At 65.7% G+C, this 13,713-nt stretch carries 17 protein-coding genes; 16 read left to right on the top strand and 1 reads right to left on the bottom strand.

The window, feature by feature from the left end; translation table 11 throughout:
• Positions 1–2: 2 nt before the first annotated feature.
• The 12 genes from ACKUB9_RS28965 (at position 3) to ACKUB9_RS28910 (ending at position 10,486) form a co-directional block, all read left to right on the top strand.
• Positions 3–506 (top strand): hypothetical protein, encoded by a 504-nt coding sequence (locus ACKUB9_RS28965; protein WP_407529425.1) that lies wholly within the window; start codon positions 3–5, stop codon positions 504–506.
• 18 nt (positions 507–524) lie between these two features.
• Positions 525–746 carry a phage head-tail joining protein gene (locus ACKUB9_RS28960; RefSeq protein ID WP_407529426.1) on the top strand — a complete coding sequence of 74 codons (222 nt, stop codon included), beginning with the start codon at positions 525–527 and terminating at the stop codon, positions 744–746.
• Between the two features lie 2 nt (positions 747–748).
• Complete coding sequence (locus ACKUB9_RS28955; protein ID WP_407529427.1) at positions 749–2,284, top strand: phage portal protein; 1,536 nt, start codon at positions 749–751, stop codon at positions 2,282–2,284.
• 12 nt (positions 2,285–2,296) lie between these two features.
• Positions 2,297–4,429 carry a ClpP-like prohead protease/major capsid protein fusion protein gene (locus ACKUB9_RS28950; RefSeq protein ID WP_407529428.1) on the top strand — a complete coding sequence of 711 codons (2,133 nt, stop codon included), beginning with the start codon at positions 2,297–2,299 and terminating at the stop codon, positions 4,427–4,429.
• 65 nt (positions 4,430–4,494) lie between these two features.
• Entirely contained in the window at positions 4,495–4,833 is a 339-nt protein-coding gene (locus ACKUB9_RS28945) for a DUF2190 family protein (protein WP_407529429.1), read from the top strand.
• A 7-nt stretch (positions 4,834–4,840) separates the two neighbouring features.
• Positions 4,841–5,212: a head-tail joining protein gene (locus tag ACKUB9_RS28940; RefSeq protein WP_407529430.1), complete on the top strand. Its 372-nt coding sequence runs from the start codon at positions 4,841–4,843 to the stop codon at positions 5,210–5,212.
• Positions 5,209–5,748 (top strand): hypothetical protein, encoded by a 540-nt coding sequence (locus ACKUB9_RS28935; RefSeq protein WP_407529431.1) that lies wholly within the window; start codon positions 5,209–5,211, stop codon positions 5,746–5,748. The genes ACKUB9_RS28940 and ACKUB9_RS28935 overlap by 4 nt, the downstream gene beginning before the upstream one ends.
• 22 nt (positions 5,749–5,770) lie before the next feature.
• Positions 5,771–5,971: a hypothetical protein gene (locus ACKUB9_RS28930; RefSeq protein WP_407529433.1), complete on the top strand. Its 201-nt coding sequence runs from the start codon at positions 5,771–5,773 to the stop codon at positions 5,969–5,971.
• 4 nt (positions 5,972–5,975) lie between these two features.
• Complete coding sequence (locus ACKUB9_RS28925) at positions 5,976–7,505, top strand: phage tail sheath C-terminal domain-containing protein (RefSeq protein ID WP_407529434.1); 1,530 nt, start codon at positions 5,976–5,978, stop codon at positions 7,503–7,505.
• A gap of 27 nt (positions 7,506–7,532) precedes the next feature.
• The gene (locus tag ACKUB9_RS28920) at positions 7,533–7,889 is read left to right on the top strand and encodes a phage tail tube protein (RefSeq protein WP_407529435.1); all 357 of its coding nucleotides are present in this window, start codon (positions 7,533–7,535) and stop codon (positions 7,887–7,889) included.
• Positions 7,890–7,891: 2 nt separating this feature from the next.
• Complete coding sequence (locus ACKUB9_RS28915; protein ID WP_407529436.1) at positions 7,892–8,212, top strand: phage tail assembly protein; 321 nt, start codon at positions 7,892–7,894, stop codon at positions 8,210–8,212.
• Positions 8,213–8,374: 162 nt separating this feature from the next.
• On the top strand, positions 8,375–10,486 hold the full coding sequence (locus ACKUB9_RS28910; protein ID WP_407529437.1) for a hypothetical protein: 2,112 nt from the start codon (positions 8,375–8,377) through the stop codon (positions 10,484–10,486).
• Between the two features lie 2 nt (positions 10,487–10,488).
• Here ACKUB9_RS28910 and ACKUB9_RS28905 read toward each other — a convergent pair whose 3' ends face one another.
• Positions 10,489–10,863: a hypothetical protein gene (locus ACKUB9_RS28905; protein ID WP_407529438.1), complete on the bottom strand. Its 375-nt coding sequence runs from the start codon at positions 10,861–10,863 to the stop codon at positions 10,489–10,491.
• A gap of 46 nt (positions 10,864–10,909) precedes the next feature.
• On the opposite strand from ACKUB9_RS28905, the gene ACKUB9_RS28900 reads away from it, so the two are divergent.
• From ACKUB9_RS28900 to ACKUB9_RS28885, 4 genes are read left to right on the top strand one after another with little or no spacing between them, the layout of a single operon-like run.
• A complete protein-coding gene (locus ACKUB9_RS28900) occupies positions 10,910–11,386 on the top strand; it encodes a DNA circularization N-terminal domain-containing protein (RefSeq protein WP_407529439.1) in 477 nt (158 codons plus the stop codon).
• Complete coding sequence (locus tag ACKUB9_RS28895; RefSeq protein ID WP_407529440.1) at positions 11,383–12,057, top strand: hypothetical protein; 675 nt, start codon at positions 11,383–11,385, stop codon at positions 12,055–12,057. The genes ACKUB9_RS28900 and ACKUB9_RS28895 overlap by 4 nt, the downstream gene beginning before the upstream one ends.
• Before the next feature lie 2 nt (positions 12,058–12,059).
• A complete protein-coding gene (locus ACKUB9_RS28890; protein WP_407529441.1) occupies positions 12,060–13,166 on the top strand; it encodes a contractile injection system protein, VgrG/Pvc8 family in 1,107 nt (368 codons plus the stop codon).
• The gene (locus ACKUB9_RS28885) at positions 13,163–13,711 is read left to right on the top strand and encodes a phage baseplate assembly protein domain-containing protein (RefSeq protein WP_407529442.1); all 549 of its coding nucleotides are present in this window, start codon (positions 13,163–13,165) and stop codon (positions 13,709–13,711) included. The genes ACKUB9_RS28890 and ACKUB9_RS28885 overlap by 4 nt, the downstream gene beginning before the upstream one ends.
• Positions 13,712–13,713 lie beyond the last annotated feature (2 nt).

Below are 13,713 nucleotides of genomic sequence, written 5' to 3'. Positions count from 1 at the left end.
CCATGTCCAAGAAGGCTGATCTTCAGGCGCTCGCCGACAAGGGGCCGGGCGTGCTCGTCAAGCGCGGTGCGGTGTGGACCTACCCGGGCGCACCCGTGGACAGCGCCGGCACCAACCTTCAGCTTCCCGTCGAATACGTGAGCGATGCGGACGTGCAGGAAGCGCTCTCGGGCGGCGATCTCGTGGCGGCTGTGGTCGATCCCTTCGGCGTCGTCTCCGCCGTGCGCGTGGCCGGCGGCGAGGTCAAGGCCGTGACGATGGGGCTCGCTGGCTCCGCCGAGATGGGCACCGAGCTGCCTCCGAACAGCCGCGTGGAGCACGATGCCGGGCGCGTGATGCTTTCGCAGGCCGAGGCCGAGCAGCAGGCCGTGCAGGGCGTGACGGGCGAGGGCGCTGAGATCGCCGGTCGCGACAAGGACAACGACCCGCGCACCAAGCAGGGCGGACGAGGTCCGTTCAACAACGAGGCCAGCACCGACACCGCTGGGCCGCGCAAGGGCCGCTAAGCCGCGGATTGCATCGCCATGCCTATCGACCCGACGCTTCAAGCGCGCCTGCTGGCGCAACTTGAGCAGATCAACAGCATCATCGCGTCGGGTGCCGATAGCGCCAGCTATGGCGACAAGTCCACCAACTTCCGCGACCTGAACGAACTCTATCGTATTCGCGACGGCATTATGCGGCAGTTGGGCCTGACCACGCGCGCCCGGCGCACGGTGGCGGGCTTTCGCAGCGGGTTCTACTGATCATGCTCGAACCGACCCTGTTGGATCGGGCGATCGGCTATATCTCGCCCGAGCGGGCAGAGAAGCGGGTTGCTGCGCGTCAGCGCATGACCCGGGCCGCGACCACTCGCAACCTCTACGAGGCGGCCACTCTCGGGCGTCGTGCGCAGGGGTGGCGGCGCGTCTCGTCGGACGCCAACACTGAGATCCGCATTGCGAGCCGGCTCCTGCGCGACAACGCGCGGGACATGGTGCGCAACAATGCCTTCGCGCAGCGGGCGAAGTCCACGATTGCGCACAACGTGGTCGGCGCTGGCATCCTGCCGCAGGTCAAGTCGGATCGTGAGCCGCGCACCAAGCAGATCGGCGACCTGCTGAGGAAGCACTTCGACAGCACGGACATCGACGCGGAAGGCCGGCATAATCTCTACGGTTTGCAGTCGCTCGCGATGGCGACGGTGGTTGAGGCGGGTGAGGTTCTGATCCGGCGGCGCGTCCGGCGCCCGAGCGACGGCTTCGCCTTGCCGTTCCAGTTGCAGGTTCTCGAACCCGACTACCTCGACACGTCGCGTGACGGCATCCTCGACAACGGCAACGCCGTCGTGCAGGGCGTTGAGTTCAACCTGATCGGTCAGCGGGTCGCGTATTACCTGTACGACCGGCACCCCGGCTCGATCTTCGGCAACGGCGCCCTCGTCTCGACGGGGCGGCGCGTGTCGGCCGACTTCGTAGCGCACATCTATCGGGTGGATCGCCCGGGGCAGGTGCGCGGCGTCAGTTGGTTCGCGCCCGTGATGACGCGGATGCGCGATTACGCCGACTACGTCGATGCGCAGCTCATGCGGCAGAAGATCGCCTCGTGTTTCGCGGCCTTCATCACCTCAAACGACGAGTTTAACGGGGTCGAGGGTGTTGGCGGCGACGGCACGATCATGCCGAACGACGGCTCGTCCCCGTACCCGATCGAGAGTTTCGAGCCGGGGATGATCGAGCGGCTGCGAGACGGGGAATCGGTCTCCTTCGCCACGCCGCCGACGACCCAGGATTTCGGTCCCTACGCCACCGAGACGCTGCGCGAGATCGCGGCCGGGTTGAACATCCCCTACGAGGCGCTGACCGGCAACCTGAGTCAGGTCAACTACTCGTCGGGCCGCATGGGCTGGCTTGAGTATCAGCGCAGCATTGATAGCTGGCGCTGGAACATGCTCATTCCGCAGATGCTCGGGCCGATTGAGGCGTGGACGCTTGAGGCTGCCAACGTCGTGACTGGCTCTTCTGAGCCGTTCGGCCTCGATTGGACGCCGCCCCGGCGCGAGATGATTGATCCCGTGGTTGAAGTTGAGGCCGCGGCAGCCGCCATTCGTAACGGCCTGAGCTGGCGGTCGGAAGAACTGCGCAAACTCGGCTACGACCCCAACGACTGGCTCAAGGGCATCGTTGAGGACAACGAGATTGCCGACAAGTTCGGGCTGATCCTCGACTCTGACCCTCGCAACACCACGCTTCGCGGTGCGTCTCAGGCGGACAAAGACGCCAAGACGCCGAAACTGCCGCAGTAGACGGACACCCACATGCCAAAGAAGCAGACGCCTGCCGCGGGTGGGCTCTCTACCCGCGCGCTTTCGCAAGGCGCCCGTTCGCTCGTGATGAACGGCGAACTCGTGCTCTACGGCGTCGTAGACCCCTTCGACATGATGGAAGGGTCGGTCCGCGCGATCGACGTCCTCAACGGGCTGATTGAACTGGCGGATCAGGACACGATCAAGGTCCGGATCAACTCGCCCGGCGGCTCCGTGGTCGAAGGGCTGGCGATCTACAACAACCTGCGCGCCTCCGGGAAGCCGGTTGAGGTCCACATTGACGCGATGGCGGCGTCGATCGCCTCCATTATCGCTATGGCGGGCGACCGCATCGTCATGGCGGAGAGCGCCACGATGATGATCCACGACCCGTGGGGCGTGGCGATCGGCGGCTCGGAAGATTTGCGCTCCACGGCCGACGAGATCGACCGGCAGAAGCAGATCCTCGTCAACATCTATGCCGCTCGCACCGGCCTTGAGGCTTCGGAAATTGAAGCCCTGATGAAGGCCGAGACGTACATGTCGGCGGCTGACGCTGTTGAGCGCGGCTTCGCCGACGAGATCGATACGCCGATGCAGATCGCTGCCTGCGCTCTGCTCGACAAGAAGGATCTGGCCCGACTTCTGGCGCCAGTCACCGCTCGCGCCTCTGAAGTCGCGAAACCTGCGGCCCCCGCCGCGCAACCCCAGGAAAAAGCCATGGCTGATCAGGCTGCTTCCGGCGTCGGCGGGACCAACCCCGCCGCACCGCCGGCTATCGAGAACAAGGACCCCGTCGTGACGCACCTCTCCGCCCCCTCGGTTGACGTGAAGGCCGAGCGTCTGGCCGCTGCCGAAGCCGAGCGCGCTCGCGTCACCGGCATCCTGGCCGCCGCCCGCTCGGCGAAGATCGACCCCGCCGACATCTTCATCACCGGCCTGATCCAGAACAGCATCGCGCTGCCGGAGGCCAAGATGGCGATCGTGGACCGTTGGTCCGAGACCCAGAATAGCCGGCAGGACAACCCGGCCGGCGATCAGCGTCCCGCCGCTGCGGTCGTGACCGCTGACGGCGTCGACCGCTGGGCGCAGGGTGCCGAAAAGGGCCTCATGGCCCGCGTCGGCCTCGCGGGCGGCGAGCGCAACGAGTTCACCGGCCTGACCCTGACTGAACTCGCCCGCTCCTCGCTGTCCGTCCGGAACATGAAGACCGGCAGCGAGAACCGGCTGGAGATGGTCGGGCGGTCGTTCACCGTCCGCAACGAGGCGGGACTCCACTCCACCAGCGACTTTCCGCAGATCCTTCAGAACGTGGCCTATCGGTCCGTCCTGCGGGGCTATCAGGAGGTCGAGGAGACCTTCCCGCTCTGGACCGGCCGGGGCACGGCTTCGGACTTCCGTCCGATCAGCCGCGTGGACATGGGTCTGTTCCCCGCCCTCACGAAGGTCGAGGAAGGCGCTGAGTACACCTATGCCACGATGGGTGACACCGGCACCGTCGTGCAGGTCGCGACCTACGGCAAGATGTTCGCCATCACCCGTCAGGCGATCATCAACGACGACCTGCAGTTCATCTCCGACACGCCCCGCAAGATGGGGCGCGCGGCCAAGCGCACGATCGGCAATCTCGTCTACGGCATCCTGAACGGCAACCCGACCATGCAGGACGGGGTGGCGCTGTTCAACGCCGCGCACGGCAATCTCGCCACCGTCGTCGGTCAGCCGACCATCGCGACGCTGGCGGCCGGCATGACGGCGATGCAGGTCCAGACGGACATGAGCGGCATCGGGACGGGCGGCGGCATCCTGCCGAAGTTCATCCTTACCCCGCCGTCGCTCTGGCTGCCGACCCAGACTGCGCTCTACTCGCAGAACTACCCGGGTGACGCGGGCCAGATCCGCAACCCGATCCAGGGCATGTTCACCGCCATCTCCGACTCCCGTCTCACGGGCACGTCCTGGTACATGGCGGCCGACCCGCAGCAGACCGACACCATCGAAGTCACCTACCTGGATGGTGTCGAGGAGCCGTTCCTTGATCAGAAGGATGGCTGGTCCGTGGACGGCGTGGAGATGAAGGTCCGCATGGACGCGGGCGTCAAGGCTCTGCATTGGCGCGGCCTCTATCGTAACGCTGGGGCCTAACTTACCTAACGTAATATGAGCGGCGTCGTCCCGGCGCCTTTCTTCCCTCATCCGGAGATCGGATAATGCGTAACTTCATTCAGCCGGGCGACACCCTGACCGTCCCGGCTCCTTCCGGCGGCGTCGTCAGCGGCGGCGTTGTCGTTCTCGGTTCCATTATCGGCGTTGCGACCACCACGGCGGCTGTCGGCCTTCCCGTGGCGCTCAAGACGACCGGCGTGTTCGAGTTCCCGAAGGTCTCAGCCCAGGCTTGGGCCATCGGTGACAAAATCTACTGGGACGGCGCGGCCGGCAACGCGACCACGTCCACCACGAGCACGACCCTGCTCGGCGTGGCGACTGAAGTTGCGGCGAACCCGTCCGCGGTCGGCCGCGTCCGCCTGCGCGGCACTCAGACCCTCTGAGTCTGCCGTGGGGCTGGACTTCAGCACCCTCGTTCTCGGGCCGAACCAAGACATCTTCGGCACGAGAGCGGTGCTCACGCCAGTCAGATCGGCGCCCGGTATGGCGCCGGTCTCCATTCGTGGGATCTTCCGGCTCACTCCGGCCGACTACACGAACGAGATGGGCGAAGTCACCCGTATGGATAACTACACCTTCGACGTGAGGGTGACCGAGTTGCCGGTTTCGGTGACGCGCGGCGACAAGCTGTCCAACATCGACAGCAACGAGATCCCTTTCCTCAAGGATCTTGTCTTCACGATCGAAGACACGGGCGACGACGGCTTCGGTGCGCAGTCGTGGGTGATCAAGGCTGAGAACATCCGAGGCGGACGGCTGTGAGCCCTGAAGCGTTCGCCATCCGTGACCATGCCTTTGAGTTGGTGTCCGGCTCCGGGCTGTTTCAGACGGTGAAGAACAGCATCGTTCAGCAGATGGAGCCGGGAGACCAGTTCCCCGCCGCGACCGTCTTCCTGTTGCGCGAGGTGCGCGTGCCGGACGGTGACGCGAACCACGGCGAGCCGCGCTTCGTCAACGACCTGACGCTCGGGGTGGTGATCACCATCGACAGCGGCGATCAGAACCGCCTTGAGAGCGTGCTGGCCGACTACACCAATCGGACGATCAACCTCATCCTCACCGATCCCGACTTCGTCGCGGATCTTGAGGGCATCGTCGGGCTCTCCGAGAGCCAGTCATTCCCGCCGAGTGGTGAAACTTACTACGGCGAAGCGCGGGTCGAGATGACCGTGCAGTACCGCACGAAGTTCGAGCCGCTGGTGGAAGACGACTTCCTGCGCACGCGCATCACGACGCGCCCGATCAATCACCCTGACGCTCCCGCGATCAGGACGACGATCAATCATCGGCAGCCCTAGTCTAGAATACGGACCACCCATCATGACCGAACCTGCCAAGCGCGCCGTCATGGCGACGCGCAAGGACTTTCGCACGCTCGTCCATGTCCCGAGCGGCGAGACCTTGGACGAGAACGGCCGCGGTCTGTGGCCTGCCGACAGCTTCACCTTTCGTCTGCTTCAGGAAGGCGCGCTCAAGGATGCGCCGGACGAGGCGCCCGCCGCTCTCCTGAAGGGGAAGTAAGCCTATGGCCGTTTCCTTCTCCCAGATCCCGCCGAACTACAAGCTTCCGGGCGTCAGCATCGAGGTTGATCCCTCGCAGGCCGGCACGCCCGTCAACCAGCGCTTCGGTTTGCTCGCGGGGCATCCGACGTCTGCCGGTACGGCGCCTGCGAACATCCCGATCGCGGTGGGCACGCAGGCGAACGCTGACGCGCTGTTCGGGCCGGGCTCCATGCTCGCCGAGATGTTCCGGGTGTGGTTCGCCCTGAACAAGACCACGCCGCTGTTCGCGGTGCCGGTGCCGGAACCCGCCGCTGGCGTGGCCGCGACGGGGACGATCACCGCCACGTCGGCGCCGAGCGTGGCCGGTACGGTCTATCTCTACATCGCGGGCCTCGTGGTTCCCGTCGCGATCGGCTCGTCCGACACGACGGCGAACGTTGCGACCAAGATCGCGGCGGCGGTGAACGGCGCGACCCGGCTGCCTGTGACCGCCGTTGCCGCGAGCAACGTCGTCACCCTGACCGCGAAGTGGAAGGGCGTCACGAGCAACGACATCCGCATTGAGGACAGCGTGCTCGGCTTCTACGGCGGGCAATTCCTGCCGGCCGGGCTCGCGCTGACCTACCCTGCCAACAACGTGCTGTCGGGCGGCACCGGCACTCCGGACTTCACGGCCGCCATCGCGAACATCGGCGACGTCGCCTACAAGTTCCTCGCCCTGCCGCACACCGACAGTGGCTCGCTCGCTCTCTGGGCCGGCGAGTACGGCTTTGGCGATGGCGGGCGCTGGGGGCCGTTCCGGCAGTCCTACGGCCAGATCTGGTGCGCGCGCCGGGACACCTACTCCGGGCACATCACCTGGGGGCCGGGCAACAATTATCCGGTGATCTCCTGCCTCGCGGTGGAGCCGCAGTCGCCCTCGCCCATGTGGGTGTGGTCGGCGGCTTACGCCTCGCGCGCCGCGCAGGCGCTCTCGGCTGATCCTGCGCGTCCGCTCCAGACGCTGACGATGGACCCGGTCCTGCCCGCGCCGCGGGCCTTCCGGTTCAACAAGACGCAGCTCAACGCGCTCGCTCAGAACGGCCTTGCGATCCAAGGCACGGACGTGGACGGCACGGGTACCAACGTGCCGCAGATCCTGCGCGAACAGACCACCTACCAGCGCAACACCCTCGGGCAGGCTGACAACGCCTACGAACTCGCCACGACCCTCAGCACCTTGGATGAGGTGTTCACGCGCGTCCGGCTGACGATCAGCTCCAAGTACCCGCGACACAAGCTGGCGAACGACGGCACGCGCTACGGCGCCGGTCAGGCGATCGTCACGCCCAAGACCATCAAGGGTGAGATCATCTCTATTCTGCGCGCTTTGGAGTTTGAGGGTATCGTTGAGAACGTGGAAGGCTCGAAAGCCATTCTCGTTGTCGAGCGGTCGAGCACCGACGCGAACACGGTCGAAGTGCTGTTCCCGCCGGATCTCATCAACCAGCTTCGCCGCGTGAACGTGCTTGCGCAGTTCCGCCTACAGATTCCGATCGGCATTGCTGCCTGATCTTTCCCGACAATCGGAGATTAGACTATGCCCGCCATCGGTGGCACCGCGGTCGTGCGCGCGAACGGCCAGCAATATCCTCTCAAGGGCGACTTCGTCGTCTCGCCGTCCCCGACGCAGCGCACGGGCGTGGCTGGCATGGACGGCGTGCACGGCTACACGGAGGCGTATCGTCTGCCGTTCATCGCCGGCACTCTGTCCACGCTCGGCGAATTGTCGATCGAAGAACTCGCCAACATCACGGATGCCACCGTGCAGGCCGATCTCAACAACGGGCGGTCCTACGTGCTGCACGAGGCGTTCACGACGTCCGCGTTCGAGATCAACACCTCGGCCGGCTCGGTTGCCATCCGCTGGGAAGGCACCACCTGCGATGAGTTCTGAGCATGTCTGACGGCATCGGCGCTCGTCCTCTGCTGGCCGGTGAGAAGCCGGACGGCGACTTGGAATTTCCCTTCCGCTTCCCGCTCCGCAAGGCGATCCGCTCCTTTGATGAGGAGAAGACGGAGATCGTGCTTGAGGAGCCGACCGCCGATCACGCGGTCAAGTACGGACTCCTCACGCGCGGGCTGACGGACGAGACGGCGGCGGCACTGATCGCTGATCTGACGAAGGTGCCGGAGGCCAGTATCAAGCGTATGGCGCTCTCGGACATGATCCGGCTCACCACCATCCTGTCCCGTTTTTTGTCCCAGGCGGCGCGTTAGAGCAGGCGTTCGATGACGCCTTGCGGCTCGGCGTCACCTACCACTGCTGGCCCTTCTCCGTGTCTCCTGGCGCCCTTCCGGCCGCAGAGCGCAACCTGATCCTAGAGCGCACGGTCGCGGTGCTCCCGAAGCCGCCGCCCCCGCCGCCTCCCGACGAGTCCGATGGCTGACGATCAACTCAAGCTGGTTGCCTCAGTCGAGGATCGGTTCACGGGGCCGCTGCGCGGTCTCCGGACGGCTCTCGGGCAGGTCGCTGCCTCACCCGCCGCCAACACCCTCAAGAAGGATTTTGAGGGCGCGCACGGGGCGATCACCAAGACCACCACAGCCATTCAAGGCATGGCGCCCGCTCTCGCCGCGTTCGGCGTCGGCGGGTTCGCTGCGGGCGCCGCGCTCAGCGGCATCACGACGGCGATCCGCAACTTCTCGGGCAACACGCAGCAGCTCAGCATGCTCTCCCGCGAGACGGGAGTGGCGATCGACAAGCTGCGGGCGTTCGGCGAGTTGGGTGAGCGGTTCGGTGTCTCCACGCAGGCGATGCAGGGCTCCGTGCTCGCTTTCGGCGAGACGATGCGGGATCTCCGTCGTCGCTGGGGTGAGACCTACACCAGCCTTCAGGCCATGAACCTCGGCAAGCTGGCAGAGGATCTGGTCAACGCGCCGAACATGGACGCCGCGCTCAAGCGCGCGATGGAAGGGCTGGGCAACATCCCCGATCCGGTGGTGCGCCGCCGTGTCTCGCGCATGCTGTTCGGCACCGACGAGCCCGGCCGCGTGGCCGGCATGATCGGCGGCGATTTCGAGAAGGTTCTGGCCGATATCCAGTCCAAGATGGGCCGGACGACCCAGGCCCAGGTGGACGCGGCGCAGAAGTTTGAGGAGACGCTGTCGGGCCTGCGCGCGAACATGGAGGGGCTGCGCAACAGCGCGCTGACGCCGCTCCTGCGCGATCTGAACCGTTTCGTGGAGACGTTGCAGTCCCCGGCCGCGCTGGAGTTCTTCAAGGGCGAGCTGGACGGCATCCGCAAGGGCTTTCAGTCCGTCAAGGAGGAGATCGAGGCGCTGGTCCGCATCTATCAGGCGGTCAAGGGCTTCATCACGGGCGGCGAGACCAACGTGCGCGGCCCGGCGGCGATCGGCGGCGACAAGCAGACGGGCGCGCTGGTCCAGCGCCGCGACGAACTGCGCCGGCAGATCGATGTGCTCGGCGAGAACGCGGCCCGCAAGCAGATGGGCGGCGATGAACTCGGCGCGCAGGAGACGCGGGCCAAGCGCGACCGGCTCATCGAAGAGATGAAGCGGGTCGGCGACGAGTTGCAGAAGCTGCGCGAGACGGGCGGCAACGCCACCGTGCAGCAGCAGTCGTTTAACGGCGCCATCGGTGGCGGCCTCATCCACCGCGCGGCGCTCGGCGGCTTCGGCGGGGTAGGTGGCGCGCGAGCGACCGGCTTCGGCGGAGTGGGTGGCGCAGGCGGGGCAGCAATCTCGCCATCCGCCCCGGCAATTGCCGGTGGGGGACCACTCGGCGGCCCCGCGCAGAGTTCTCGCGCTTCCGGCGCGAGCGGCAGGGGCGGCGCGGGGGTCCCTGATACGGTTCCGATGACGGACGCTGAGCGCAACACGCTCGGGCTCATCATGAAGTATGAGAGCCAAGGTCGGAACGTCATGAACTACGTGGGAAAGGGGCAGGGCCTCGATCCGACCACGCCAAAGGGCTACACAGCCCAAGGCTATTTCCAGATGCTCAACTCGAACTGGCGGAGGATCGCTCCTCTGTACGGCATCGGGACGCCGAACGCGATGGCGTCGAGCTTGGAAGACCAGACGAAGGTCGCCCTCCATCTCTTGCGCCACGGCGGTGTGAAGAATTGGGCGAACTACAATCCGGCGCTTCGGGCTGCACTCGCCCGGGGCGAAACGGCGCCTCGTATTGGCGCCGGCGATGCGGCGGGTGCGAGTGCTGAGAAGCCTTGGTACGAGCGCGAGCCGACCTATCAGCCCGGGAGCAAGGGGTGGTCGCGGCTACGTGACGACGAGGTTGTGACGAACGACGTTCCGCACCGTCGAATGGGCGATGAGATGATGCTGCGTCGGTTCGGCGGCGCTGGCGCGATGGGCGCGGCGCCGCAGAAGGTGACGGGCTCAGCCTCGCTCGACATCACCTTCAGCAACGCCCCGGCCGGGATGAAGACCCGCACGAACACGGAAGGCATGTTCCGGGACGTGAAGGTCTCCAAGTCGCGGCAGATGGCGCCGGCCGATTGGGAGTCTTGACGTTAACGAGGGAAGGGGTTGGCGACGCCTCGTCTTAGAAAGCGAAGTCCCGGGTTCTGTTGCCCGCCTGAGCCGATGCCGTACATCGCCCAAGCGTATTCACAGGCATCAGACGTGCTGTTCTCAAAGCCAGACAAAGCCCGCTCAACATGCTTCCGCGGTATCTCGTTCCATCCCGATATCTTCAGGCTTTCCATAGACATCTTGGCCTGAAATTGGTCTAGAACGAGACCCGTACACAAGCGATCCGCTACTCTCGAAATCGCCAGAGCGTCGAATGCACGCTCTTTGAAATACGCCATAGCGTCGAATGACTCGGCCTTGGCCGAGAACGCGGTGGTGGAGAGGACGAGCGCGGGCAGGATGAAGCGAAGCATGCGGCGTCATGTAGGCAGACATTTGCCGTTTGCGAAGGGGGCCTGAGTGTCCTGGCGTGACAGCCTCCGCCCCGCCTCATTCCGCGGCGTTGTGTTCCAGATCCAAGCGAGCACCAAGGGCGGCGGGCGCCGGGGCATCACCCACGAGTTCCCGAAACGCGATGAGCCGCTGGACGAGGATCTGGGGCGGCGTGCGCGGCGTCGGACCGTCACCGCCTACCTGATCGGTGACGACTACGACGCGCAGGCGGACGAGCTTGAGGAAGCCTTAGAGCAGGAAGGTCCCGGCCTTCTCGTGCACCCCACGATGGGCCAGATGCAGGCCCGGCCTGACACCTGGGCTCGCACGGAGCACAAGGACCAACTGCGTTACTGCGTGTTTGAGATGGTCTTCGTGGAGGCGCGCAACACGTCCTATCGCGATCTCATCTCCGAGCCGACGCAGGGCGCCGTGAACGACAAGGCGACCGAGGCCGAGAGCGCGGCGGTGGGCGGCTCCGAAGACAACGGAGAGTGGCGTTGACCCTCACCGAGCGCCGCGTTGCTGCGGCCGATTTGCGGGCCATCCTGGCGGCTCTGGAGGCCGTTGCCGGCGCGGGCCGCACCCTGGAGGCCGCGGAGTTGCGGCGGGCCACGGGCGCCCTTGCAGCGGAGGCGGAAGACAGGGTCGAGGCGTTCACGTTCGGCGCTTCACTCGCCGAGTGCTTCCGGCTTGCCCGTGCTGCCGGCGCCACGCTCGACGCGATGGATCGTGTCCGCGCCAGCATCACCCCGCGCATCTCGCACGGCCCGGCCTCGCTCGCGGTGTTGCAGACCGGCATCCGGCTCGCTCTCATCACCTCCGCGCGTATCGTCGCCGCGACGGTGTTCGTGAGCCGTCAGGATGTGGACGCCGCGCTCGCCCGGCTTGTGCCGGCGTTCGATGCCGCAACGGAGTTCGCGGCCGACAGGTTGGATCAGACTAACTTCCGGGCGCTGACCGCCCTTCAGGCGGCGTTGGTGCGCGACCTCACGCAGCGCGCCCGTCCTCTGCCGCGGATGGTCTCCTACAGCCTGCCGCGGCGCCGGCCTGCGCTCGCCATCGCGAACCTGTTCTACGGTGACGGCTCGCGGGTCGAGGAGTTGGTCGCAGAGAACCGTGGCATGGTTCACCCGCTCTTCGCGCCCGCCTCGGGCCGGCGGCTGTCGGCCTGACGATGCCGAAGCTTGAGGAATATTGCGAGGTTCGCACGACCGGCGGCGTGTTCCGGGATTGGATCAACGTTGCAGTTGAGCAGAGCTTCGGCAATCCGAACTGGATGCGGACCTTCCGCCTCATCGTGGCGGAGCCGAGCGAGCATCTGCAACTGCGACTGAAGCCCGGCGATCGGGTGGACATCGCGCTCGCCGGCAAAGTGGTGATCCAAGAAGGCTACATCTCGCGCCGGCAGGCCGCCATCGCGCCGCAACAGCATCTCGTTCAGATCGAGGGCTACTCGAAGGCGGGTACCATCACGGAAGCCTCCGTTGACGTCCCGGGCGGGCAGTTTCGCAACTACTCTGTGGACGCCATCGCCAAACGCGTGCTTCAGCCCTACGGCCTGAACTTCAAGGTCGAGAACGGCCCCGAGGGGTGGCAGGAGAAGTTCCCGAACGTCTCTGTCCGCTACGGCGAGACGCCCTTCGATCTTGTGTCGCGTCTGTGCTCGCAGCGCGGCCTTTGGCTCCACGCCGACGAGAGCGGCAACCTCATCGCCGGCCCGAAGTCGGGCGGCGGTGCGATGTTCGCGGAAGGCGTCAACATCCTCGCTGCCAACTGCATGATCGAGATGCCCTCTGTGGCCTCGCTCGTCGGCAGCTCGCAGGCTCAAGGATCAGACAGCTTGTTCGGCAAGAAGGCTGCTGAGATACAAGCCAAGACAGACGTGTCCGGAGGCCCGAAGGGTACGAAGCGGATCGTCTTGGCTGAGATGCCGCTCACGCAGAAGGAATTGCAGGCCCGCGTCAATATGGAGGCCGCCGCCCTTGCCGCCTCGCAGTTGCGTGTGTCGCTGACCTACCAGGGCTGGCTCAACCCCTCCGGCAGTCTCTGGAACTTGGGCGAGTCCGTGACGGTGCGCTCGCCAGCGCTCTTCCCGATCCAAGGCGGGCAGATGGAATTGCGCCTCTGGGGTTACGTCTACTCGCAGGACGTGGCTGGCGGCACGACGACGACGCTCGAACTGGTGAACGCGGGCGCGTTCCAGCAGAAGTACAGCGACGGCCAGCAGTCGGACTCGTTCTATCAAGCCATCCCGCCCGCGCAGCCTGAGCAGCCCACATGACCCTGCGCAGCTCCATCGCTGATGCCGCCCGCCGCGCCTATCTCGGCATCACCCGCGGCACCCTGATCTCGGCCGACGACAAGCCGATGATGCAGGAACTGACCATCCGCGATCGGTTCGGGCAGAAGAAAACCAACGTGGAGCACTGGCACCCCTATGGGTTTACCAGCGTCCCCAACCCGCCGGAAAAGGACAAGGAAGCTGAGGTGATGATCGCCTACCTCGGCGGCGACGAGAGCCACCCCGTCGTGCTGTCTGTCGCGGATCGGCGCTACCGTCCGAAGGATCTCAAGCCCGGCGACATCGCCCAGCATGATCACCGCGGCAACAAGACGGTGATGCACAAGGACGGCGTTACCCATACCTCGTCGCAGACCATCACGCACAACGTCGTGGATGGTGACGGTAAGGTGCTCTCCACGATCGTCCAGCATAAGGACGGCAAGAAGATCACCATGACAACGAAGGGCGGCGCTTCGGTCGAGTTGGACGGGCCGAACATCACCAAGAAGCCCGGCCCCGGCGGCAAGCTGTTCTTGGGTTAGTT

Origin of the sequence: Methylobacterium oryzisoli, assembly GCF_046557895.1 — a bacterium.
Classification (GTDB): Bacteria; Pseudomonadota; Alphaproteobacteria; order Rhizobiales; family Beijerinckiaceae; genus Methylobacterium; species Methylobacterium oryzisoli.
The sequence above is the reverse complement of the archived record's forward strand: the minus strand, read 5'-3'. Positions and strand labels throughout refer to the sequence as shown.